Annotated in this window: 21 protein-coding genes; 6 read left to right on the forward strand and 15 right to left on the reverse strand. The window is 65.5% G+C overall.

The window, feature by feature from the left end:
- The first annotated feature begins 134 nt into the window (after positions 1-134).
- Together ATE59_RS16125 and ATE59_RS16130 are read left to right on the forward strand one after the other, a co-directional pair.
- Positions 135-758 (forward strand): helix-turn-helix domain-containing protein, encoded by a 624-nt coding sequence (locus ATE59_RS16125; protein WP_058813341.1) that lies wholly within the window; start codon positions 135-137, stop codon positions 756-758.
- Complete coding sequence (locus tag ATE59_RS16130) at positions 751-2,448, forward strand: N-acyl-D-amino-acid deacylase family protein (RefSeq protein WP_058813312.1); 1,698 nt, start codon at positions 751-753, stop codon at positions 2,446-2,448. The genes ATE59_RS16125 and ATE59_RS16130 overlap by 8 nt, the downstream gene beginning before the upstream one ends.
- A 74-nt stretch (positions 2,449-2,522) precedes the next feature.
- On the opposite strand, the gene ATE59_RS16135 is transcribed toward ATE59_RS16130, so the two are convergent.
- Positions 2,523-2,870, reverse strand: a complete 348-nt coding sequence (locus ATE59_RS16135; protein WP_058813313.1) for an EF-hand domain-containing protein — start codon at positions 2,868-2,870, stop codon at positions 2,523-2,525.
- Positions 2,871-2,993: 123 nt separating this feature from the next.
- Positions 2,994-3,971, reverse strand: coding sequence for an NADPH:quinone oxidoreductase family protein (locus tag ATE59_RS16140; RefSeq protein ID WP_058813314.1), 978 nt, complete (start codon positions 3,969-3,971; stop codon positions 2,994-2,996).
- Between the two features lie 68 nt (positions 3,972-4,039).
- Here ATE59_RS16140 and ATE59_RS16145 point away from each other — a divergent pair, with 68 nt between their 5' ends.
- Positions 4,040-4,609 (forward strand): glycoside hydrolase family 108 protein, encoded by a 570-nt coding sequence (locus ATE59_RS16145; RefSeq protein WP_058813315.1) that lies wholly within the window; start codon positions 4,040-4,042, stop codon positions 4,607-4,609.
- A gap of 64 nt (positions 4,610-4,673) precedes the next feature.
- On the forward strand, positions 4,674-5,087 hold the full coding sequence (locus ATE59_RS16150; RefSeq protein WP_003050331.1) for a holin family protein: 414 nt from the start codon (positions 4,674-4,676) through the stop codon (positions 5,085-5,087).
- A gap of 120 nt (positions 5,088-5,207) precedes the next feature.
- Here the strand turns inward: ATE59_RS16150 and ATE59_RS16155 are convergent, their stop codons facing one another.
- The 13 genes from ATE59_RS16155 to dapA form a co-directional block, all read right to left on the reverse strand.
- A complete protein-coding gene (locus tag ATE59_RS16155; protein WP_058813316.1) occupies positions 5,208-5,696 on the reverse strand; it encodes an SRPBCC family protein in 489 nt (162 codons plus the stop codon).
- A gap of 11 nt (positions 5,697-5,707) precedes the next feature.
- Positions 5,708-8,362: an alanine--tRNA ligase gene (gene alaS, locus ATE59_RS16160; RefSeq protein ID WP_058813317.1), complete on the reverse strand. Its 2,655-nt coding sequence runs from the start codon at positions 8,360-8,362 to the stop codon at positions 5,708-5,710.
- A 51-nt stretch (positions 8,363-8,413) separates the two neighbouring features.
- Positions 8,414-9,148 carry a hypothetical protein gene (locus ATE59_RS16165; RefSeq protein WP_058813318.1) on the reverse strand — a complete coding sequence of 245 codons (735 nt, stop codon included), beginning with the start codon at positions 9,146-9,148 and terminating at the stop codon, positions 8,414-8,416.
- 108 nt (positions 9,149-9,256) lie between these two features.
- The gene (locus ATE59_RS16170; RefSeq protein WP_058813319.1) at positions 9,257-9,847 is read right to left on the reverse strand and encodes a hypothetical protein; all 591 of its coding nucleotides are present in this window, start codon (positions 9,845-9,847) and stop codon (positions 9,257-9,259) included.
- The gene (locus ATE59_RS16175; protein WP_058813320.1) at positions 9,837-10,460 is read right to left on the reverse strand and encodes a glutathione S-transferase family protein; all 624 of its coding nucleotides are present in this window, start codon (positions 10,458-10,460) and stop codon (positions 9,837-9,839) included. The genes ATE59_RS16170 and ATE59_RS16175 overlap by 11 nt, the downstream gene beginning before the upstream one ends.
- 12 nt (positions 10,461-10,472) lie before the next feature.
- Entirely contained in the window at positions 10,473-11,288 is an 816-nt protein-coding gene (locus ATE59_RS16180; protein WP_058813321.1) for an agmatinase family protein, read from the reverse strand.
- Between the two features lie 207 nt (positions 11,289-11,495).
- Positions 11,496-12,572 carry a recombinase RecA gene (gene recA, locus ATE59_RS16185; RefSeq protein ID WP_003050311.1) on the reverse strand — a complete coding sequence of 359 codons (1,077 nt, stop codon included), beginning with the start codon at positions 12,570-12,572 and terminating at the stop codon, positions 11,496-11,498.
- A gap of 124 nt (positions 12,573-12,696) precedes the next feature.
- Entirely contained in the window at positions 12,697-13,050 is a 354-nt protein-coding gene (locus ATE59_RS16190; protein ID WP_058813322.1) for a response regulator, read from the reverse strand.
- Positions 13,043-15,442, reverse strand: coding sequence for a hybrid sensor histidine kinase/response regulator (locus tag ATE59_RS16195; protein WP_058813323.1), 2,400 nt, complete (start codon positions 15,440-15,442; stop codon positions 13,043-13,045). Before ATE59_RS16195 ends, ATE59_RS16190 begins: the two co-directional genes overlap by 8 nt.
- A gap of 71 nt (positions 15,443-15,513) precedes the next feature.
- Entirely contained in the window at positions 15,514-17,565 is a 2,052-nt protein-coding gene (locus ATE59_RS16200) for a M13 family metallopeptidase (protein WP_156416823.1), read from the reverse strand.
- Between the two features lie 105 nt (positions 17,566-17,670).
- Positions 17,671-18,285 carry a DUF2062 domain-containing protein gene (locus ATE59_RS16205; RefSeq protein WP_003050300.1) on the reverse strand — a complete coding sequence of 205 codons (615 nt, stop codon included), beginning with the start codon at positions 18,283-18,285 and terminating at the stop codon, positions 17,671-17,673.
- Positions 18,282-18,767: an SsrA-binding protein SmpB gene (gene smpB / locus ATE59_RS16210; RefSeq protein ID WP_003050298.1), complete on the reverse strand. Its 486-nt coding sequence runs from the start codon at positions 18,765-18,767 to the stop codon at positions 18,282-18,284. The genes ATE59_RS16205 and smpB overlap by 4 nt, the downstream gene beginning before the upstream one ends.
- Before the next feature lie 20 nt (positions 18,768-18,787).
- The gene (gene dapA / locus ATE59_RS16215; RefSeq protein WP_058813324.1) at positions 18,788-19,663 is read right to left on the reverse strand and encodes a 4-hydroxy-tetrahydrodipicolinate synthase; all 876 of its coding nucleotides are present in this window, start codon (positions 19,661-19,663) and stop codon (positions 18,788-18,790) included.
- Between the two features lie 101 nt (positions 19,664-19,764).
- On the opposite strand from dapA, the gene ATE59_RS16220 reads away from it, so the two are divergent.
- A complete protein-coding gene (locus ATE59_RS16220; protein WP_058813325.1) occupies positions 19,765-21,798 on the forward strand; it encodes a lytic transglycosylase domain-containing protein in 2,034 nt (677 codons plus the stop codon).
- A 7-nt stretch (positions 21,799-21,805) separates the two neighbouring features.
- A complete protein-coding gene (gene greB, locus ATE59_RS16225; protein ID WP_058813326.1) occupies positions 21,806-22,288 on the forward strand; it encodes a transcription elongation factor GreB in 483 nt (160 codons plus the stop codon).
- The last annotated feature ends 42 nt before the right edge of the window (positions 22,289-22,330 follow it).

The raw sequence follows: 22,330 nt of genomic DNA on the forward strand, positions 1-22,330 counted from the left end.
CCCTTATCCGGCGCGCCGCGCGACATGCTTGCAGCGAGCCGCGAGACGCCTTACCAAGGGTCAGCAATAAGTGACCCAATGCGGACATAATGATCCTGATTGGAAAATTGTCAAATGAGGAATGGACCGACCCGATGACATCCCGATCGAATCCCCCGACGCTCGGCGAGGTCATGCGGGGAATTCGCACCCGAAACGGCTGGACGCTCAAGGAAATGAGCGCGCGCTCGGGCATTCCGGTATCGACGCTGTCGAAGGTCGAACATGACCGGCTGACGCTCAGCTACGACAAGCTGCAACAGCTCAGCCAGCGGCTCAATATCCGCATGTCCGACCTGTTTGCCGAGGATGCGGAGGACAGCGCGCCGCGCGTTACCGGCCGGCGCAGCGTCGGCACGATCGACACCGCGGTTCGCGTCACCACCGACAATTACGACTATCATTATCTCTGCACCGACCTGCGGCAAAAGCGCATGATCCCGATCATCACGCGCATCCGCGCGCGCAGTGCGAGCGAATTCGGCGAGCTCGTCCACCACCAGGGCGAGGAGTTCATCTATGTCATCGAAGGGCGGATCGAAGTGCACAGCGAATTCTATGATCCCGTGGTCCTCGACGCGGGTCAGGGCATCTATATCGATTCGTCGATGGGCCATGCCTATGTCGTTGCCGACGGCTGCGACGAGGCGCTGGTCCTCGGCGTCTGCTCGAGCGCCGACGAAGGGCTCATGGATTCGCTGATGAGCCTCCATGCATAGGCGCTCGCCTTTCGTCGCGGCGCTGCTCGCCAGCTCGCTGCTCCTTTCGGCCTCGGCCGGCGCGCGCGGCGCGGCCCCTGCCTATGACGTCGTCATCCGCGGCGGCACTATCTACGACGGTTCGGGCGCCGCCCCCGTCGCTGGCGATATCGCGCTGAAGGGCGACCGTATCGTCGCGGTCGGCACCGTCGCGGGCAGCGGCCGGACCGAAATCGACGCAAAGGGCATGGCCGTCGCGCCGGGCTTCATCAACATGCTGAGCTGGGCGACCGAATCGCTGATCGCCGACCCACGCAGCCTCAGCGACATCCGCCAGGGCGTGACGCTCGAAGTGATGGGCGAAGGCTGGTCGATGGGCCCGTTCAACGCGACGATGAAGGCGCAGGAGACCGAGCGTCAGGGCGATATCAAATATGACATCAGCTGGACGACGCTGGGCGATTATTTCGCCTATCTCGAAAAGCGCGGCATTGCGCCCAATGTCGCGAGTTTCGTCGGCGCGGCGACAGTGCGCGTGCACGAACTGGGCGAAGGCGATGTCGACCCCACCCCCGAACAGCTCGCGCGGATGCGCGCGCTCGTCCGTCAGGCGATGGACGAAGGCGCGCTGGGGGTCGGCAGCTCGCTGATCTACGCCCCCGGCTCCTATGCCGAGACCGACGAACTCGTCGCGCTGACCAGCGAGGCGGCGCGCTGCGGCGGCATGTATATCAGCCATATGCGCTCGGAGGGCGACCGGCTGGAGGAAGCGGTCGACGAACTGATCGCCATCGCGCGCCGGTCCGGCGCACCCGCCGAAATCTATCATCTCAAGATGGCGGGCCGCGCGAACTGGGACAAATTCGCGCCCGTCGTCGCCAAGATCGAGGCGGCGCGCGCCGCGGGAACACGGATCACCGCCGACATGTACACCTATACCGCGGGCGCCACCGGGCTCGACGCCGCCATGCCGACCTGGGTTCAGGCGGGCGGACTGGAAGCGTGGATCGAGCGGCTGAAGGATCCGGCGATCCGCGCCCGCGTCGCGGCCGAAATGAAAAAGCCGGGCAGCGACTGGGAAAATCTCTACATCGGCGCGGGTGCCGACAAGATGATCCTGACCGGCTTCAAGAATGACGCGCTCAAGCCGCTCACCGGCAAGACGCTGGCCGAAGTGGCGGCGATGCGCGGAAAATCACCCGAAGAAACCGCAATGGACCTCGTCGTCGAGGATGGCTCGCGCGTCGGAACCGTCTATTTCCTGATGTCCGAAGACAATGTCCGGCGCCAGGTCCAGCTTCCCTGGATGAGCTTCGGCTCGGATGCCGCGTCGCAGGCAGCCGAAGGCGTGTTCCTGAAATCGGGCGCCCACCCGCGCACCTACGGCAATTTCGCGCGCCTGCTCGGCCGCTATGTTCGCGACGAAAAGCTGATCCCGCTCGAAGAGGCGGTGCGGCGGCTGACCTCGCTCCCCGCGGGCAACCTCAACCTTCAGGATCGCGGTGCGCTGCGTCCGGGCTATTTCGGCGATGTCGTGATCTTCGATCCCGCGACCGTTGCCGACCGCGCGACCTTCGAAAATCCGCACCAATATGCGACCGGCGTGCGTGATGTGTTCGTCAACGGTACCGCGGTGCTGCGCGGCGGCGACCCGACCGGCGCGACCCCGGGCAAAGCGGTACGCGGATCGGGCTGGAAACGCTGCTCCTGATCGCGCGCGCGTTGACCGGCGGTAATTGACTGGCGGCGGCCGAAGCCGCCGCCGGCCCGTTCAATTCTGTCCGTTCAATTGGATTCGCTCTGATCGGCGCCGTCGGCGGGCGCTTCGGACGGCGGGGCGGCGGCGCGCGCCTTGCGCATCGCTTCCATTTCGGCCTTGTCGACGAAGCCGTCGCCATTGGTGTCAAGACGCTTCATCAGCGCATCGACCCGCTCGGGCGTCGCCATCGATGGCTCGCCCATGCGCTCGGCGCGCATCTGCATCATCTTGGCGATCTCGTCCTTGTCGAGCTTGCCGTCGCCATTGGCATCCATCATCGCGAACATGCGTTCGCCATTATGCGCCGGCGGCTGCGCATGCGCGGCCGGAATCGCGAGCATCAGCGGCGCAGCAATCGTCAGAAATTTCCTCACATTGTGTCCTTCACTATGGGCGGCAAAGCGCCGGGCACCCCGCGGCTCAATGGCCCATCGATTGTCGCAAAACTATATCAGTTGCGCCGTGGTGCCGCAGTCACGCGCCAAAGCGCCGTGCCGTCAGGGCGTCAGCACGACCTTCCCGACCACCTCGCGCCGTTCGAGCATCGCAAAACCGGCGCGCCAATCGGCAAGGTCGAGCACGGCGTGGACATGGGGGCGGATCGCCCCGCTCTCCGCCAATGCGTCGATCGCGGCGATATTCTCGGCCCCGCGCTCGGGAAAGCGGCGGCCATATTCGCCCGCGCGCACCCCGACGACCGAAAAGCCCTTGATCAGCGGGATATTGACCGAAATCTCGGGAATCCGCCCCGACGCAAAGCCGACAACCAGCAAGCGGCCGCCAAAAGCGATGCAGCGCGTCGATTCGTCGAACACATCGCCGCCGACCGGATCGAAGATGACATCGGCGCCCTTCCCTCCCGTCAACGCCTTTACCGTCTCGCGAAAACCCGGCGCCGCCTCGATCACCGCCTCGGGCGCGTAAAGCGCGGCGATGGCGTCGCGCTTTGCGGCGCTGCTCGCCACCGCAATCACCCGCGCGCCCAGCCCGCGCGCCAGATCGACCGTCGCCAGGCCCACGCCGCCCGCCGCGCCGTGGACCAGCACCCAGTCGCCGGGCGCGACCCGCGCGCAGCGGACGAGCGCGACATAAGCCGTCAGATAGGCGACCGGACAGGCCGCCGCCGCCGCCCAGTCGAGCGCGGCGGGCTTGCGCCGCAGCGTCGCCGCCGGGACGATGCAATATTCGGCCATTGCGCCGAAACGATTGCCGCCGATCACCGCATCGCCGGGCGCCGAGCCTTCGACGTCCGCACCCACCGCGTCGACCTCGCCCGAAAACTCCAGTCCCGGCACGAAAGGCAGGTCGGGTTTGAGCTGATAGGCGCCGCGCGTCATCAGCAGGTCGGGAAAATTCACCGCCGCCGCGCGCACCCGTACCCGCACCTCGCCCGGCCCGGGTTCGGGCACCGGCAGGTCTGCGATCGCGCAACCCGCGTGATCGGGGGCCAATCGGCTCACTTGCAGCGCGCGCATGAAAATCCTTTCCTACAATATTCCAATATGGTTCGTTTTGATATCTCAATGAACCACAGGAGCGAATCATGTCCCTTGCCGACCTGCCCCGCCTTGCCATCGACGCGTTGATCGATGCCGTCATCGACCGCGAAGGCGGATATGTAAACCACCCCGCCGATCGCGGCGGTCCGACGCGCTGGGGGGTCACCGAGGCGGTGGCGCGGGCGCAGGGCTATGCGGGGCCGATGCGCGATCTGCCCCGTGCCGAGGCGGCCAACATCTATCGCCGCATCTATTGGCTGCGCCCCGCCTTCGATCGTGTCGCCGCGCGCGCGCCGCGCATTGCGGCCGAACTGTTCGATACCGGCGTCAACATGGGCACCGCGATCGCCACTGGCTTTCTCCAGCGCGCACTCAACGCGCTCAACCGTACGGCGCGCGATTATCCCGACATTACCGTCGACCGCGCCATCGGCCCGCGCACGCTGTCGGCGCTCGACGGTTTTCTGAAAGCGCGCGGCAAGGGCGGCGAGACCGTGCTGCTGCGCGCGATGGAGGCGCTGCAGGGCGAACGCTACATCGCGCTCGCCGAACGCCGCCCGAGCCAGGAGGCCTTTCTCTACGGCTGGCTCGCGAACCGCATCGGCGGCGGCTGACGGGTATCATCATACCGAAACGTACCGTGAACTTTGACAACTTCCAGCAAAAGGATCTGCAAATATGAGCATCATCGAAGGCCTGATCGGCCCCGTCGCCAAGCTGATCGACAAGATCATCCCCGACCCCGAAGCGCGCGACCGCGCCAAGCTCGAACTGCTGAAGCTCGAGGGCAGCCAGGAAATGGAGGCCATCAAGACACGGATGACCGCGATCGTCGCCGAAGCGAACAGCACCGACCCCTGGACCAGCCGCGCGCGGCCCAGCTTCCTCTACGTCATGTATACGCTGCTTCTATGGGCGATCCCGATGGGCCTGATCGCCGCGACGCGCCCCGACATGGCAAAGGGCATCGCAGAGGGCATGAACGCCTATCTCGCCGGCATCCCCGAACCGCTCTACGCGCTCTTCGGTACCGGCTACCTCGGCTACACCGCCGCCCGCGCGTGGGGGAAAGCGAAAGGGGTGGAGGGCTGAACCTTTCCAGGCCCTACTCTTAATTGTGTGTCCCCGCGAAGGCGGGGACCCATCTCCCGCCGGCTCGTAATTGCACTGCCGGATGATGGAGCCCCGCCTTCGCGGAGATACAGGTCGCTATTAACTGGCCGCTCTTTCTTCCACCACTGCCGCCAGCTTCGCCAGCGACGACGTCAGCCCCGCTTCATGATCCTTCGCCGAAATCCCCGGCGGCACATGATGCGCATCGACCGTGACCAGCGTCCCGCCGCCCTTGCGCGACAGATACCAGTGCATCGCCATCGTGCCCGAAAAGCGGGGATCATCCGACACGAATTCGACCTCCCACACGATCAGCCGCCCGTCATCGAGCACCGGGATGTGCACCGCGACCAGATCGCTGTCATCGTCGCTCTTGGTCTCGACATCGGGGTCGTCGAAGGTCAGGCGCAGGCGGAACCCGCCGCCCTCGCGCAGATCGCTGTGCTCGAATTCGCCCGTCGCGCCCTCGGGCGGTAGCCAGCGCGCCAGTTTTTCGGCGCTGGTAAAGGCCGCGAACACATCGACCAGCGGCGCCGCGATCAGCCTCTCGGCATGATCGGTGCGCCGCGCCTTCTTTGTCGGTTTCACGTCCTACCGTTTCAGGCGAGCGCGGCTTTGACCGCCGCGATGGCTTCGTCCGCCGCGCCGCCGTTCGGGCCGCCGCCCTGCGCCATGTCGGGACGGCCGCCGCCGCCCTGCCCGCCGAGCGCCGCGACCGCGGCCTTGACCAGATCGACCGCGCTATGGCTGCCCGTCTTGTCGTCGGTCACGCCAACCGCGACCGACGCGCGGCCATCATTGACCGCGACGAGCATCGCGACGCCGCTGCCGACCTGTTTCTTGAGGCCGTCGACCGTGCCGCGCAGTTCCTTGGGATCGAGCCCCTCGACGACCTGCGCCAGAAAGGCGACATCGCCGACCTGTTCGACCGCCGGACCCGCCGCCGCTCCGCCGGCCGCACCGCCGCCGCCAAGCGCCAGCGCCTTCTTCGCGTCGGCCAGCTCGCGTTCGGCCTTCTTCAGCGCCTCGGCCATCGCGGCAACGCGCGCCGGCACCTCGTCGGGCGAGGTCTTGAGCGCCGCCGCCGCCGACTTCAGCGCCTCGTCGCGGCCCAGCAACCACTGGCGCGCCGCCTCGCCGGTCAGCGCCTCGATCCGACGGACGCCCGACGAAACCGCACTTTCGCTGATGATCTTGAACAAGGCGATGTCGCCCAGCGCCCGGACGTGCGTACCGCCGCACAGTTCGACCGAATAGCTATGCTCGCCGCCCTTGCCCATGCTGAGCACGCGCACCTCGTCGCCATATTTCTCGCCGAACAGCGCCATCGCTCCCGCCGCGATCGCATCCTCGGGGGTCATGAGCCGCGTCGAGACGGGTTCGTTCGCCCGGATCTGCGCATTCACATCGGCTTCGATCTGGACGATTTCCTCCGGTGTCAGCGCCTTGGGGTGCGAAAAGTCGAACCGGAATCGGTCTTCGGCAACCAGGCTGCCCTTCTGCGTGACATGCGCGCCGAGCCGATTGCGCAGCGCGGCGTGGACAAGGTGCGTCGCGCTGTGGTTGGCGCGGATGCGATCGCGGCGCGCGGCATCGACCGACAGATGCACGGTGTCGCCGACCTTCAGCCTGCCCGCCTCCAGCTTCGCCTGATGCGTGTGCAGCCGGCCGAGCGGCTTGCCGGTGTCCTCGACATTGGCCTTGGCGCCATCCAGCGTCGTGATCGTTCCCGCATCGCCCATCTGGCCGCCGCTTTCGCCATAGAAGGGCGTCTGGTTGGTCAGCACGACGACCGTGTCGCCGGCTTCGGCGGCCTCGACCGGCTGGCCGTCCTTGACGATCGCGATCACCTCACCCTCACCCTCGGTCGAGGTGTAGCCGGTGAATTCGGTGCTGCCGTTGGCTTCGGCAAGGTCGAACCAGATTTCGTCCGACGCCTTTTCGCCGCTGCCCTTCCATGCCGCGCGCGCCGCCGCCTTCTGCTGCGCCATCGCCGCATCGAAGCCCGATCGGTCGACTGCGATGCCCTGCGCGCGCAGCGCGTCTTCGGTCAGGTCATAGGGAAAGCCGAAGGTGTCATAGAGCTTGAACGCGACATCGCCGGGCAGCGTCGCGCCCTGGCCCATGCCCACGGTCGCCTCGTCGAGCAGCCGCAGCCCCTTGTCGAGCGTCTGGCGGAACTTGACCTCCTCACGCTCCAGCGTCTCGGCAATCAGCGCCTGCGCGCGGATCAGCTCGGGATAGGCCGCGCCCATCTCGGTCGTCAGCGCCGGAAGCAGCCGGTACATCAGCGGATCCTTGGCGCCCAGCAGATGCGCGTGCCGCATCGCGCGCCGCATGATCCGGCGCAGCACATAACCGCGCCCTTCGTTCGACGGCAGCACACCGTCGGCGATCAGGAAGCTCGATGCGCGCAGATGGTCGGCGATGACACGGTGACTTGCCTGGCTTCCGCCCGCGGCGGCAACGCCGGTCAGGTCGACCGACGCGGCGATCAGCGCCTTGAACGTGTCGATGTCGTAATTGTCGTGGACGCCCTGCATCACCGCCGCGATGCGTTCCAGCCCCATGCCCGTGTCGATGCTCGGGCGCGGCAGGTCGACCCGCTGCCCATCCGGCATCTGCTCATATTGCATGAACACCAGATTCCAGATCTCGATGAAGCGGTCGCCATCCTCTTCGGGCGATCCCGGCGGGCCGCCCCAGATATGGTCGCCATGGTCGTAAAAGATTTCGCTGCACGGCCCACACGGGCCGGTGTCGCCCATCGACCAGAAATTGTCGCTCGTCGGGATGCGGATGATCCGCTCTTCGGGAAGGCCCGCAATCTTGCGCCACAGGTCGAACGCCTCGTCGTCGGTGTGATAGACGGTCGCGGTCAGCTTGTCGGCGGGCAGGCCCCAGGTCTTGTGAACCAGCGTCCAGGCATGGTCGATCGCCTGTTCCTTGAAATAGTCGCCGAAGGAGAAATTCCCCAGCATTTCAAAGAATGTATGATGCCGCGCGGTGTAGCCGACATTGTCGAGGTCGTTGTGCTTGCCGCCGGCGCGGACGCATTTCTGCGACGACGCGGCCGTGCTGTACGGACGCTTCTCCAGCCCGGTGAAGACATTCTTGAACGGCACCATGCCCGCGTTAACGAACATCAGCGTCGGGTCGTTGAACGGCACCAGCGGTGCCGACGGTTCGATATGGTGGCCGGCCCCGGCAAAATAGTCGAGGAACGAGCGGCGGATGTCGTTGGTCGATGTCATGCGCGCGATCTAGTGCCGGATCGTCCGTTACTCAAGCACAGACGCGCAGCATTAGCGTTGGCAGAGCTGGTCGAGCTGCTGCCCGGTCAACCCCTGCTGGTTCACCAGCGCCTGCGAGATGAACTGCACATCATATTGGGCGATGCGATATTCGCCTTCGCGAACGCGCTGCACCAATATCCCGCCGCACGTTCCGGCAATCCCCGGATGATCGTCGAGCACCGAAAACAGGACATAGGCGCCGGGATAGGCGGCTCCGTCCGGATTGTTGCTCCACGCGACGAATTGCGGCGTCATCGATCCGTCGCCGGTCTGGAACTGCGTGGCGCCGGCATGCAGGTTTGCCCAGTCCTTCGGCGTGATTTCCGCCAGTGGGTCCATCATCGCGATCCCGGCCTGATCGCCGCGATCGAGCCGGTCGAGGAAGCGGGTCACAAAGCTGGTCGCCGCCGCCGTATCGGCGTCGCTCGCCTTCCAGTCCGCTGGAACGGGCTTGTAGGGATCGGTCGCGGGATCGTAGCAGAAGAATTTCTGCCGCAGGTTTTCGATCATCATGACATTGCGGGCCGTATCGACGCGGCTGTCGAAATTATACCGGCCGAAACGCACCTTCATCTTGCCGCAGCGCTGCGCCGCAATCCGCTGGACCTCTTCCATCGTCGTCGTCAGCCGCGCCGCCTCGATATCGGCGACATCGGCGCTGAAACCACCCTCCGCCAGCTTCTCGACGCGGATTGCGGGCTCTCCCGCCGCCGCAAGCAACAGCGCCAATACCAGACCAGCCATAACCCCGAACTCCCCCCGTCATCCGTCGGCCGGATGAAAGCGGGTCGATATTGCGGACAACGGACGCGCGCCGCAAGTCCGATGTCGGCTGGCTCAGCGCCGCTGCGCTCAAAAGGCGGTCGCGATGCCCTTGCCCAGATAGCAGGGAAGCTGATGCAGCACGTCGGCCTTGGGCACCCCGTCCTCGATCAGGTCAGGCGGCACTTCCGACGTATCGACGCGCACGACGGTGAAGGCGGCACCGGGCGCGCTGCGATGGACGACGACATAGCCGCAATCCAGCGTGCCATCCTTGCGATCGCCGCGAAAATCGAAAGCGGCATACAGGCCGGGCGGCTGCCCCGCCGGGTCGGCATACCAGGTCAGGCGCAGGATGCGCAGCGTGCCGTCGGCCCACAGCGCGGTTCGCTTGCGCAGGTTCATCTCCCATTCCAGCCGCGGGTTCGACGCCTGAAACGAGAGGCGCAGCATCGCATAGGCCGCCTCATAGTCGCGCTTGGCCAGCGCCATCGTGAACCCGGCGAAGCGGTCGATCGCGCCTTCTTCATCGGCTGGGGCGGGCTCGAAGCTCTTGCCCTCGGGTGCCACGACGTCGCGCTCGACCTCGGGCCCGAGAACGGGTGGTGCGGCCGCCGCCGGGCTCGCTGCAGCGAACAGCGCGAGCAGCAGCAGCCCGCCGAACCGGCGATCAAAAGACAAAATAATCGCCCCCGCGTTCGCGCGCGCGCTGCCAGGCGGGGCGCGCGTGGCACGCCGCGACGAAGGCGGCGAGGCGCGGATAGCGATCGGCACCGTTCATCGCGGCAACCTCGGCCGGGAAGCTCAGCATGATGTCGGCAGCCGACAGGCGATCGCCGATGAAATGCCCGGCGTCGCCGATCTCGCTTTCGAGATAGGCGAAATGCGCGCCGAGCTGTTCGTCGATCCGCGGCCGCAGCGGCGCCGCAGCGTCGCCGAGGCGGGCGACGTAGAGATTGAGGAGAACAGGAGTCATGGCCGAACCTTCGGCAAAGTGCAGCAGCTCGAGGTGCCGGACATGATCGTCGGTGCCGCGCGGCGGGACCAGGGCGTCACCGCCATGGCGCTCGCACAGATATTCGACGATCGCGCCCGATTCCTGGATCACCCGTCCATCGTCCTCGAGCAGCGGCGATTTGCCGAGCGGATGGACGGCTTTCAGCTCGGGCGGCGCGAGGTTGGTCACCGCGTCGCGCTGATAGTGGCGGATTTCGTATGGAGCGCCGATTTCCTCAAGCAGCCACAATATGCGCTGCGAGCGGCTGTTGTTCAGATGGTGGACGATCAAGCTCATCGCATTCTCCTCTTATCCGCGCCAATATCCGTTGCGATCGATCAGCGCCGCCAGCTCGCGCACCAGCTTGGCGCCGACAATCGCGGTCACGCTGCCGATATCGCGGCCCGGATGATGTTCGACGATGTCCGCGCCGACGATCGGCGCGCACTGCCGGTGCAGCACTGCAAGCAGTTCGCGCACCGTCAGCCCGCCGGGCTCGGGATGCGCGACGCCGGGCGCCGCCGACGGATCGAGCCCGTCGAGGTCGATCGAGATATAGAGCGGGCCGCTCAGCACCGGCACCGCTTCGGGAACGAAGCCCGCCATCGGGACGATTTCGACGCCGAAGCGATCGGCTTGCGTGGCGCAATGGCGATTCAACGTGCGGATACCGACTTGGACCAACCGCGCGGCATGGCCCGCTTCGCATATCCGGGCAAAGGGCGACGCGTGGCTGCGCGGATTGCCGCCGAAGTCGTCGTACAAGTCGGGATGCGCGTCGATGTGCAGGATGTTGAGCGGGCCGAAACAAGCGGCGGCGGCTTCGACGAGCGGAAATGTCACCGCATGATCGCCGCCAAGCGCGATGGGAATTTCGCCATCCTCGTGCAGCATCGCGACATGGCGCCGGATCGCGGCATCGTCGTGTGCGACATGCTCGGTCAGCGGCAGGTCGCCATCGTCGGTGAAGGCGATATCCGTGCCGATTTCGAGACCGAGTTCGCTTGCCATATTGCCGCGATCGCTGCGCAGCGCCGCACGGATCGCGGCAGGACCCCCCGCCGCGCCGCGTTCGAAACTGCTGTTGACGTCGGTCGGCAAACCGAAAAGGCGGATCGCGGGCATCGAGCCTGTGTAGTCCTTGCCCCTGAACACGCAAGCCGGGATGCGGTACATGCCCCCGCCAGCATGGTCAGCGCCGGCATGGTCAACGGCGGCCGGGCCGACCTGCCAAGAGAGGGGTCGGGCAGATCCAAGGAGGCGTGCCGGAGAAGGCACGGGCCCGCCGCCGTTCGCCGGCGAGCCGTATTGCGACGGCTCGCCGGATTCGGATCAGATATCGTCGTCGTCCGCGTCGGGGCCGGTCATCATCTCTTCGGCCACCGCATCGGTGCGGCTGCGGATCGCCTTTTCGAGCCGCTCCATCAGTTCGGGATTTTCGGTCAGGAAATTCTTCGCATTTTCGCGGCCCTGACCGATGCGGATCGAATCATAGCTGAACCAGGCGCCCGATTTTTCGACCAGACCGGCCTTGACCCCGAGGTCGAGGATTTCACCGATCTTCGAAATGCCCTGCCCGTACATGATGTCGAATTCGACCTGCTTGAACGGGGGCGCGACCTTGTTCTTGACGACTTTGACACGCGTGGTGTTGCCGACGATTTCGTCGCGGTCCTTGATCTGGCCGGTGCGGCGGATATCGAGGCGGACCGAGGCGTAGAATTTGAGCGCATTGCCGCCCGTCGTCGTCTCGGGATTGCCGTACATCACGCCGATCTTCATGCGCAGCTGGTTGATGAAGATCACCATGCAGCGCGAACGGCTGATCGAGCCGGTGAGTTTACGCAGGCTCTGCGACATCAGGCGCGCCTGAAGGCCGACGTGGCTGTCGCCCATCTCGCCTTCGATTTCGGCGCGCGGGACGAGCGCGGCGACCGAGTCGACGACAAGCACGTCGATCGCGTTCGAGCGCACCAGCGTATCGACAATTTCAAGCGCCTGTTCGCCCGTATCGGGCTGCGACACGATCAGTTCGTCGATATTGACGCCCAGCTTCTTCGCATAGACGGGATCGAGCGCATGTTCGGCATCGACGAAGGCCGCGGTTCCGCCGGTCTTCTGCGCTTCGGCGATGCAATGCAGCGCGAGGGTGGTCTTGCCCGAGCTTTCGGGACCGTAGATTTCGATGACGCGGCCGCGCGGCAGACCGCCCACGCCGAGCGCGATGTCGAGCCCGAGCGATCCGGTCGAGACCGCCTCGACCTGCATCGCTTCCTTCGATCCGAGCTTCATCACCGAGCCCTTGCCGAACGCGCGATCGATCTGCGCGAGTGCGGCGTCGAGCGCCTTCTGCCTGTCTGTGCTGTTCACTGATTTCCCCGATTCGACGAGTGATAATTGTCCGGCCATGACCGTTCCTTTCCAGCTCTAGAGCGAAGGCAGAACCACCGCAACGCCAGAGCTGTGTACGTCATTTGTTCTATTGGAACAAGTGGAGAACAGATATTTTTGCGCGCTATCCGCAAGGTGCGCGCTATTCCGCGAAAAACCCGTCCAGAACGGCCTCGATTTCGGCGATGCGGAACGGCTTCGTCACCAGCTTGCGGTTCGCATGCGGCGCGGGAATCACGTCGCCGCCGCCCGAGGTGAAGGCAAAGGGAATCCCCCGCTCCGCCAGCGCATCGGCGACCGGCCAGCCCTTTTCGTCGCCCAGGTTGATATCGACGAGTGCGCCCGCCACTGGCTGCGACGCGATTGCCGCGAGCGCTTCTTCGTTGGTCGTCGCCTGCGCCGGTTCGGGATAGCCGAGCGCGTCGAACATATCGACGAGCATCATGCCGATCAGGACATCGTCTTCTACAAGCAGGATCAACCGGTCTTCAGCCATGGCCCACCCTGTGCGCCGCATCGTCGAGCGCCATCGACACTGCTTCTGCAAGCTGCGCGACCGAGAAAGGCTTGGGCAGGAAGGCGACATCGTCGATGTTGATCGACTGGCGCAATTGCTCCTCGGCATAGCCCGACATGAACAGCACCGGCAGGTTCGCCCGCTTGGCGCGCATGGCACGGACCATCGTCGGCCCGTCCATCGTCGGCATCACAACGTCGCTGATCACCAGGTCAATCTTGTCCATCGCGGCGAAGCGTTCAAGCCCCTCTTCGCCCTGCGACGCGGTGACGACCGTGTAACCCGCGCGGGTCAGCGCCCGTTCGGCGACCGCCCGCACCATATCCTCGTCCTCGACGAGCAGGATGGTGCCGGTGCCCCACTGGCTTTTCTTCGCCTTCGCGGCCGGCGGCGGCGTCGCCGGCACGCCGCTTTCGGCCCGGTGGACCGGCAGGTAGATGGTGAAGTTTGTCCCCGCGCCCGGTTTGCTGTCGGCAAAGATAAAGCCCGCCGATTGTTTGATGATGCCATAGACCGTCGACAGTCCCAGCCCCGTCCCCTTGCCGACATCCTTGGTCGTGAAAAAGGGTTCGAAGATTTTGGGCAGCACTTCGGCCGGAATGCCGGTGCCCGTATCGCTGACCTTCAGGGCGCTGTAATCGGCGGGCGGCATGAATTCATTGCCCATCTGGCGCACGTCAGCGGCCGAAACGGGATAGGTTTCGATCGTCAGCGTCCCGCCGCCGGGCATCGCGTCGCGCGCATTGACCGCAAGGTTGATGATGACCTGTTCGAGCTGCCCGGGGTCGGCGCGCACCGCACCCAGCCCGCGACCGTGATGCACCGACAATTGCACCGTATCGCCGATCAGCCGCTTGAGCAGATGCGATACTTCCGAAATCACGTCGGGAAGCTGCAATATCTGCGGCCGCAACGTCTGCTGGCGCGAAAAGGCGAGCAACTGCCGCGTCAGGCTCGCCGCGCGGTTGGCGTTGCTGCGGATCTGCTGAATATCGTCATAGTCGCTGTCGCCCGGCGTGTGCCGCATCAGCATCAGATCGCAGCTTCCGAGCACCGCGGTCAGGATATTGTTGAAATCATGCGCGACGCCGCCCGCAAGCTGGCCGACTGCCTGCATCTTCGATGCCTGCGCCACCTGCCGCTTGAGGCGCGACTCCTCGCTCGAATCCTTGAGGCTGAGCAGAACCGCCGCCTCGCCCAGCCCGCGCACGCCGACGACGCGCATCGACACCGGCTCGTCGCCTTGTCCGGCCAGCCGGATCGAGAGATCGCCGCCGACCTGTTGCCCGCTGCTGTGACGGCGGATCATGTCGGCGAGTGGCCCCTTGTCCTCGCCGACCACAAGATCGCCCGGGTAGCGCGGCTTCTTGCCATCGGCGACCCCCGCGGCGCGCATGAAAGCGCGGTTCATGTAAAGAAAGCGGCCGTCGCGATCGACGAGCGCAAGCCCGAAGGGCAGCAGCGACAGCAGCGTTTCGATATAGCTTTGCGCGGTGCCGCGATCGGCGGGTCCGATCTCCTCGTCGAGCATGGCGAGCAGCATCGGCCCGTGCGTATCGGCCGGCGTCAGCGGGATTTGCAGCATCCGCACCGGCGTTGCCCGATCGCCCTCACGCGCAAAATAGAGCGCGCCGGCATCATCGAGCCGCAACATGCCGGCGACATCGCGCCCCGCATAATGCAGCGCATCCTCCTCGCCGAGCGCGCGCAAAAGAAACGCCTGATTGGCAACGCGCAACCGGCCCTCGGCACTGACCAGCGCCGCCATCACCCCCGCCTGTGCCAGCGTGCGCCCCGCGGGTCCGTCGAGGTGGCGGACGATCTCTCCCGCCAGATCGAGCCGTTCATGGGCCGAAAAGCGCCAGATCAGATAGTCTTCGGCCTGCCCCGATCGCAGCACTTGCGCGCGAAGTTGCAAGGGCCCGACCGCGATTTCGTCGACCCCACCCTCACCGTCGCGCCACGCGGTCCGGCCCGCATTTTTGAGCAGCTCGGCGCCGCGCCCTTCGAGCGGCAGGCCCGGCGGCGTGACGAAGCCGCCCATCCATGTCGCGAACAGGTCGTTCGCACAGACGAGACGTCCGGCCCGGTCGGTGATCGCAATCGCAATATCGTCATGATTGACCGCGGCGCGCAGCATCGACCAATCGGTCGGCGCTGCCTCGCCCACCGCGGCCGCCGGAAACAGACGCCGCGCGAGGATCATGCCGCCCGCCGCGAGCGCGAGTCCGGCAAGGAAACCGGCGGCAAGCACCGCGTCGCCGGTGGCCCAGAACAACAGCCCGACCGACACCAGCGCGAGACCGCCGAGCAGCGCAAGGTCGATCCGGGAAAGTCCTTGAATTGCAGAAAGCGGACCGGCAGCGCCCACCCCCCTGCTGAAATCGGTATCAGCGGAAGGCAGGCTCTGCGCGGTCAATTCACACTTTCCCAGTCAGCGCATCACCAGATGCGAACACGATCCTTCGGATCCAGATAGAGCTTCTGGCCCGGCTTAACCTGATAGGCCTTATACCAAGGGTCAAGATTGCGCGAGACCCAAGTCCGCTGGATCGAGGGCGAATGCGGATCGGTCGAAATGCGCTGCGACAGATTCTGTTCGCGATAGTTGCGCCGCCATACCTGCGCCCAGCCGAGGAAGAAGCGCTGGTCGCCGGTCAGCCCGTCGATCACCGGCGCCTCCTTGCCGCCCAGCGACGCCTTGTACGCGTCATAGGCGATGTTGAGGCCGGCGAGATCGCCGATATTCTCACCCAGCGTGAAGGTGCCGTCGAGATGCTCGCCCGGCAGCACTTCATAGGCGTCATATTGCGCGACGAGCGCCTTGCTCGCCACTTCGAACGCCTTCACATCCTCGGGCGTCCACCAGTCGGCGAGCTTGCCGGTTTCGTCATATTTCGAACCCTGGTCGTCGAAATGGTGGCTGATCTCATGGCCGATCACCGCGCCGATGCCGCCATAGTTGATTGCCGGGTCGGCCTTCGGATCGAAGAAGGGCGGCTGCAGGATTGCGGCCGGGAAGACGATCTCGTTCATCCCGAAATTGGCATAGGCATTGACCGTCATCGGGGTCATGCCCCATTCCCAGCGCCGGATCGGACCGCCGAGACGGCCGATATTGTCGTCATGCTGCCACTGGTTGGCGCGCAGCGCGTTGCCGAACAGGTCGTCGGCCCGGATTTCCAGCGACCCATAATCCTTCCAGCGATCAGGATAGCCGATCTTGGTGGTGAAATTGGCCAGCTTCTTCTTCGCCTTCACCTTGGTTTCGGGCTGCATCCACGCAAGATTGTCGATGCGGTGGCCGAGCGCCGCGATGACATTCTTGACCAGCTTGTCCATTTCCGCCTTGGTTTCGGGCGGGAAATATTTCGCGACATAATCCTTGCCGACCGCTTCACCCAGATTGCCGGTCGTGAAATCGACCGCGCGCTTCCAGCGCTCCTGCATCTGCGGCGTTCCAGACAGCGCGGTGCCATAGAAGGAGAAGGCTTCCTGCGCGACCGCATCGGGCAGCACGTCCGAAAAGCCGTCGAGGCTGCGGACGAGCAGCGCGTCGCGCAGCACGCCGATCGGCGCGTCGGCAATCAGCTTCGCCTCGCCGGTGAAAGCGCTCGGCTGCGACACGAGCAGCGCGTCTTCCTTGACGCCGATGCCGCGAACAAAGGTCGTCCAGTCGAAGCCCGGCGCCGCCTTTTCCAGTTCGGCAAGCGTCATCTTGTTATAGACCTTGGTCGCGTCGCTGCTGTCATTCTTGTCCCAATGGACCATCGCGATCTGCTTTTCGTAGGCATAGATTGCCTGCGCCCGCGCCGCGGCGTCCTGTTCGCCTGCAAGCGTCAGGACATTTTCCAGATGCTTGAGGTAGGCCGCCTGCAGCTTGGCGTTGCGCTCATTGTCTTTCAGGTAGAAGTCGCGATCGGGCATGCCGAGGCCGCCCTGGAACATCGTGTAGATATAGACGTCGGGATTCTTGTCGTCCTGCCCGACATAGCCGCCGAAGAAATGCGAGACGCCGTTGCGGTCGGCTTCGGCGAGCAACGCGGCGAGGCCCGGTTTGTCGACGGCGCGGATCTTCGCAAGCCACGGCTGGATCGGGGCAAGCCCCTTCGCCTCGACCGACGCCGAATCGAGATAGGAGGCATAGGCGCGTCCGATCATGCTGTTCGGATCGCCCTTCGCCGCCTCAAGAATCTCCTGCGTGCGCTTTTGCGACAGGTCGGCGAGCGCGGTGAACATGCCATAGTTGGACTTGTCCGCCGGGATCGCGGTGTTCTTGGCCCAGGTGCCATTGGCATAGGCGTAGAAATCGTTGCCGGGCAGTACGCTCTTGTCCATACCGGTCGTGTCGAAGCCGAAGTCGCCGATTTCGGGCTTGTCGGCCTTGGCCGAGGCGGCAGCCTGTTCCTTGGCCGAAACCGAAATCGCCGGCGCCATGCCGAACAGCATCGCGCCTAGCGCGGCGGTCGCCATCAGGCGCGAAGAATGCGTCATACGTGTCATGATTATCCCCAGGTTGACGGGCAGGACATGATCCTCCGCGCCATGGACGGCGCGGCTCCTGCGATGGAGACAGCTATAAAAGCTGACGGCGGGCGATCAACCGGCCGCCGTGTCGCTCGTCGATGACTCAAGTCGTTGGTCGCGCGCACGGCGCAACTTGCGCCGCCAGCGCAGGCGGATCCAATTGTCCCAGATCACCGCTGCGAGCAGGAAGCCGACGACTGCGGTGACGACCGAGATCACGAAGAGACCCGCGATCAGAGCCGGCGCGGCGTCGGACAACAGCCAGCGCGCCCATTCGCCGACCGATGCGCCCTTGTCGATCATGATCGAGAAGGTTGCGACATTGGCATGCAGCCCGAACAGATCATTGCCGAGCCATACCGCCGCGGCGATCAGCAGCGGCGTCGTTGCAGGGTTGGACAGGAAGGTCATCGCGACGCCGATCGGGATATTGGCGCGGAAAGGCAGCGCAAGCAGCGCCACGCCCAGTATCTGCGCGCCGGGAATCAGGAAAAAGATGCCGACGAACAGGCCGAGCGCGGTGCCGCGGCGCACCGAGGTGCGGGTGAAGCGCCACAAATGGCTATGCGCGACGCGATGGGCAAAGGGCTTGACGAACCGGCTTTCGAGCAGCTCCTCACGCGACGGCGAGTGGCGCTTGATCCAGTTCATCACCGCCGCCTTGTCGCGCGGCTTCCCCCCGCTCATCCCCGTTCCTTCATCAATCGCTGCTTGTCGCGCTTCCAGTCGCGTTCCTTGATCGACTCGCGTTTATCGTGCGCCTTCTTGCCCTTGGCGAGCGCGAGTTCGACCTTCGCGCGCCCGCGTCCGTTGAAATATACGCTCAAGGGCACCAGCGTCATCCCTTGCCGGGCCACCGCCGCGTGCAATTTATTGATTTCGCGCGTATTGAGCAGCAGCTTACGGGGCCGGCGCGGCTCGTGATTGAAGCGGTTGCCATGGCTGAATTCGGGGATGTTGGCGTTGATCAGCCACACCTCGCCGCCCGCGACTTCGGCATAGCTTTCGGCGATCGTCCCCTCGCCGAAGCGCAGCGATTTCACCTCGGTGCCCTGCAGCGCGATCCCCGCCTCGAACACCTGGTCGATGGCATAGTCGAAGCGCGCCCGCCGGTTTTCGGCGACGACCTTCTTCTTGTCGAATTCGGGGGCGGATTGCGGACGGGCCATGAATGAAGAAAACCTGAAACCTAGAGAACGCCCGCCGAAACCAGTGCGGCATCGACGGCGGCGCGCGATGCAGCGGACGCCGGAATGATAGGTAGGCGCACATCGGGCGAAAACCAGTCGTGCACCCGTGACAGCGCATATTTGACCGGCGCCGGTGACGCGTCGGTGAACATCGCCTTGTGCAGCGGAAACAGCCGGTCGTGCAGGACCAGCGCGCGCGCCCAGTCGCCCGCGGCGCAGGCGGCGGCGAAATCGGCGCACAGGCGCGGCGCGACATTGGCGGTGACCGAAATGCAGCCCGCCCCGCCCAGAACGGCGTGCGGCAACCACAAGTCGTCGTTCCCACTGAGCTGGCAAAAATCGGCGCCCGCCCCTGCGCGGTGCATCGTCACGCGCGCAAGATCGCCGCTCGCGTCCTTGGTCGCGACGACCGTCGGAATTTCGGCAAGCTTGCACATGGTTTCGGCGCTGATGTCGGCGACGGTGCGGCCGGGGACGTTGTAGACGACGATCGGCAGATCGCTCGCGTCGGCGAGCGCCCTGAAATGGGCGAGCATGCCTTCCTGCGTCGGCCGGTTGTAATAGGGCGCGACGATCAGCGCGGCGCTCGCTCCAGCGGCCTGCGCATGACGCATGTGGCGGATCGCGGTGGCGGTGTCGTTCGACCCGCAGCCGGCGATTACCGGCACCCGTCCCGCCGCCGCCTCGATGCACGCGTCGATGATGCGATAATGTTCGTCGAAGCTCAGCGTCGGGCTCTCGCCGGTGGTGCCGCACGGCACAAGCGCGCTCGTTCCCTCTTTGATCTGCCAGTCGACGAGGCGGGCAAAGGCCTGCATATCCAACGCACCGTCGCGAAATGGCGTCACCAAAGCGGGAATCGACCCCGAGAACATGCTCCGCTCCTTTACAAAAAGCCGCTTTCACCGATAGAATCCGGTCAGCGCGCCGCGTCATGAACGCCTATTCAGCGCCCTGCAAGGAGTTTGCCACTAACATGGCCGGCATGTTTTCGCTGCCCCCAATTTCCCGCCTCGCGCTCGCCGCAGCGCTGCTTGTCCCATCGGTCGCCACCGCGAGCGAACTGACGCCCGATCAGATGGCGTGGTATCGCGCCCAGATGGGGCTCGCGTCGGTCTCGACCTCGCCGCCGAGCGCCACCAACACCGTCGGCGATGCGGTGCTCGAATGGCGGCGGCTGACGCAGGACCAGAACGCGTCCTTCGACCGGCTTTCGCGGTTCCTGATGGCCAATCGCGACTGGCCCGATGCCGACAAGATGCGCGTCCGCGCCGAAAAGGCGATCGCGATCGACAGCTTCGATCCCGCGCGTACCCTCGCCTATTTCCAGGCTTTTCCGCCGCGCACTGCGAGCGGCGAACTGCGCATGGCGCTGGCGCTCAACGCGTCGGGCCGCCGCGACGAAGCCTATGCCGCGGTGCGCCGCGCCTGGACCGGCGGCACGCTCGACGAGGCGGAGGTCAGCCGGGTGCTCAGCCTCTTCCCAGGCGCGATCTCGCTTGCCGATCATGATGCCCGCATGGACAAGCTGCTATGGCTGGGCGCGACCGGCCCCGCCTCGCGCCAACTCGCCTTCACCTCGCCCGACCGGCGGCCGATCTTCGCGGCGCGGCTGGCAATGCGCAGCGGCGCGGTCGATGCCGCGATGCAGGCGTCGGCGATCGAAGCGCAATATCCGTCGCTGACCCGCACCGATCCCGGCTATATCGCCGACAAGGCAACGTGGCTGCGCAAGGCCGGCCGCGTCGGCGAAGCGCGCGCGCTGCTCGCCGGGCCGCGCAATCTGGCCTCGGCACCCACCGATGCCGAGGAATGGCTCGAAACCCTGCTCACCAATGCGCGTCAGGCCGACGCCGCGGGCGACAAGACGACCGCCTATAATATCGCGCGGCAGCTTGATGACGCGCTGCCGTCGGGGACGGTCGTGCGCGAACAGCCGCTCGGCGTGCGCGACGATTATACCTCGCTGGCATGGCTCGCAGGCCAGCTCGCCTACAAGAGCCTTGGCCGGCCGGGCGAAGCGGTGCGACTGTTCCGCGCTTATGGCGAAGCCGCACGCTCGGCGCAGACGCGCACCAAGGGCTTTTACTGGGCCGGCCGCGCCGCGCTCGCAGCGGGCGACACGGCTGCGGCCAACGCGCATTTCGCCGACGCTGCCGAACATTATGACCAGTTTTACGGCCAGCTCTCACTCGAACGGCTTGGCCGTCGCCAGCCCAAGCCGGCGCCCGTCCCGACGATCCGGGTCAGCGCATCCGAGCGCGAGGCGTTCGATGACGACCGGCTGGTGCGCGCCGCGCGCGCGCTGGGCGAGATCGGCGCCTGGCGTGAACAGTCGCTGTTCCTCCGGGCGCTGGCGCAGCGCGCGACGACGCCGACCGACCATGTTCTGGCGGGCCAGCTCGCCGCGTCGATCGGCCGTCCCGACCTCGGCGTCATGATCGGCCGCAGCGCGCAGGCGAACAGCCTCGACGCGGTCGAGGTTTCGGGCTTCCCCACGGTGCGTGTCCCGGCGGGGCAGGAAAGCAACTGGACCTTCATCCACGCGATCACCCGTCAGGAAAGCCAGTTCGACCGCCAGGCGATCAGTCACGCCGGCGCGCGCGGGATGATGCAGCTGATGCCGGGAACCGCGCGCGAAGTCGCAAACAAGCTCGGCCTCGGCTACGACGCGAGCTCGCTGACCAGCGACACCAATTATAATATGACGTTGGGATCGACCTATTTTCAGCAGATGCTCAGCTATTTCGGCGGCAGCTATCCGCTCGCGGTCGCGGCCTACAACGCCGGTCCCGGCAATGTGAACAAATGGCTGCGCGCCAATGGCGATCCGCGATCGGGCACGGTCGACATGATCGACTGGATCGAGGCGATTCCGATTTTCGAAACGCGCAACTATGTGCAGCGCGTGCTCGAAAATGCGGTCGTCTACGACACACTGCGCGACGGCGACCGGTCGCTGCCCAATGCACCGCTGAGCTTCTATCTCGGCAAGCGCACACCCGGCTGACCGGTCGATGGCGGGGGACAAGACCAATATCATCAGCCCTTCGGGCTTCGCCGCGCTGCGCGCCGAATATGATCTGCTGTTCGCAACCGAACGTCCCAAGCTCGTCGAAACGATCAGCTGGGCCGCCGGCCACGGCGACCGCAGCGAGAATGGCGACTATATCTACGGCCGCAAACGGTTGCGCGAGATCGACCGGCGGCTGTCCTTCCTTGCGCGCCGAATGAAGGCAGCGCGCGTTATCGATCCCGCGGAACAGCCCGACAAAGGCCGCATCTGGTTCGGCGCCACGGTCGAACTCGCGGACGAGGAGGATGCGCGCCGCACCGTCACGCTGGTCGGCGACGATGAGGCGGATGCGGGCGCCGGCCGGATCGGCTGGAACAGTCCGCTCGCCCGGGCGCTGCGCGGCGCCGCAACCGGCGATTTGCGCACAGTCCAACTCCCCGCCGGGCCCAAGGAATGGGAAATCGTCGCCATCGCCTATCCGTAATCGCGGCTCCCGCCGTCTGTGCGCCAGATCACAGCGACACGC

Origin of the sequence: Sphingopyxis sp. A083 (genome assembly GCF_001468495.1) — a bacterium.
GTDB lineage: Bacteria > Pseudomonadota > Alphaproteobacteria > Sphingomonadales > Sphingomonadaceae > Sphingopyxis > Sphingopyxis terrae.

Bases quoted from the DNA above. Each gene is read 5' to 3' on its own strand.
- ATE59_RS16125 (WP_058813341.1), top strand. From the start codon at position 135: ATGACATCCCGATCGAATCCCCCGACGCTCGGCGAGGTCATGCGGGGA.
- ATE59_RS16130 (WP_058813312.1), top strand. From the start codon at position 751: ATGCATAGGCGCTCGCCTTTCGTCGCGGCGCTGCTCGCCAGCTCGCTG.
- ATE59_RS16140 (WP_058813314.1), bottom strand. From the start codon at position 3,971: ATGCGCGCGCTGCAAGTGAGCCGATTGGCCCCCGATCACGCGGGTTGC.
- ATE59_RS16145 (WP_058813315.1), top strand. From the start codon at position 4,040: ATGTCCCTTGCCGACCTGCCCCGCCTTGCCATCGACGCGTTGATCGAT.
- ATE59_RS16150 (WP_003050331.1), top strand. From the start codon at position 4,674: ATGAGCATCATCGAAGGCCTGATCGGCCCCGTCGCCAAGCTGATCGAC.
- alaS (WP_058813317.1), bottom strand. From the start codon at position 8,362: ATGACATCGACCAACGACATCCGCCGCTCGTTCCTCGACTATTTTGCC.
- ATE59_RS16165 (WP_058813318.1), bottom strand. From the start codon at position 9,148: ATGGCTGGTCTGGTATTGGCGCTGTTGCTTGCGGCGGCGGGAGAGCCC.
- ATE59_RS16175 (WP_058813320.1), bottom strand. From the start codon at position 10,460: ATGAGCTTGATCGTCCACCATCTGAACAACAGCCGCTCGCAGCGCATA.
- ATE59_RS16180 (WP_058813321.1), bottom strand. From the start codon at position 11,288: ATGCCCGCGATCCGCCTTTTCGGTTTGCCGACCGACGTCAACAGCAGT.
- recA (WP_003050311.1), bottom strand. From the start codon at position 12,572: ATGGCCGGACAATTATCACTCGTCGAATCGGGGAAATCAGTGAACAGC.
- ATE59_RS16190 (WP_058813322.1), bottom strand. From the start codon at position 13,050: ATGGCTGAAGACCGGTTGATCCTGCTTGTAGAAGACGATGTCCTGATC.
- ATE59_RS16200 (WP_156416823.1), bottom strand. From the start codon at position 17,565: ATGACGCATTCTTCGCGCCTGATGGCGACCGCCGCGCTAGGCGCGATG.
- ATE59_RS16205 (WP_003050300.1), bottom strand. From the start codon at position 18,285: ATGAGCGGGGGGAAGCCGCGCGACAAGGCGGCGGTGATGAACTGGATC.
- smpB (WP_003050298.1), bottom strand. From the start codon at position 18,767: ATGGCCCGTCCGCAATCCGCCCCCGAATTCGACAAGAAGAAGGTCGTC.
- dapA (WP_058813324.1), bottom strand. From the start codon at position 19,663: ATGTTCTCGGGGTCGATTCCCGCTTTGGTGACGCCATTTCGCGACGGT.
- ATE59_RS16220 (WP_058813325.1), top strand. From the start codon at position 19,765: ATGGCCGGCATGTTTTCGCTGCCCCCAATTTCCCGCCTCGCGCTCGCC.
- greB (WP_058813326.1), top strand. From the start codon at position 21,806: ATGGCGGGGGACAAGACCAATATCATCAGCCCTTCGGGCTTCGCCGCG.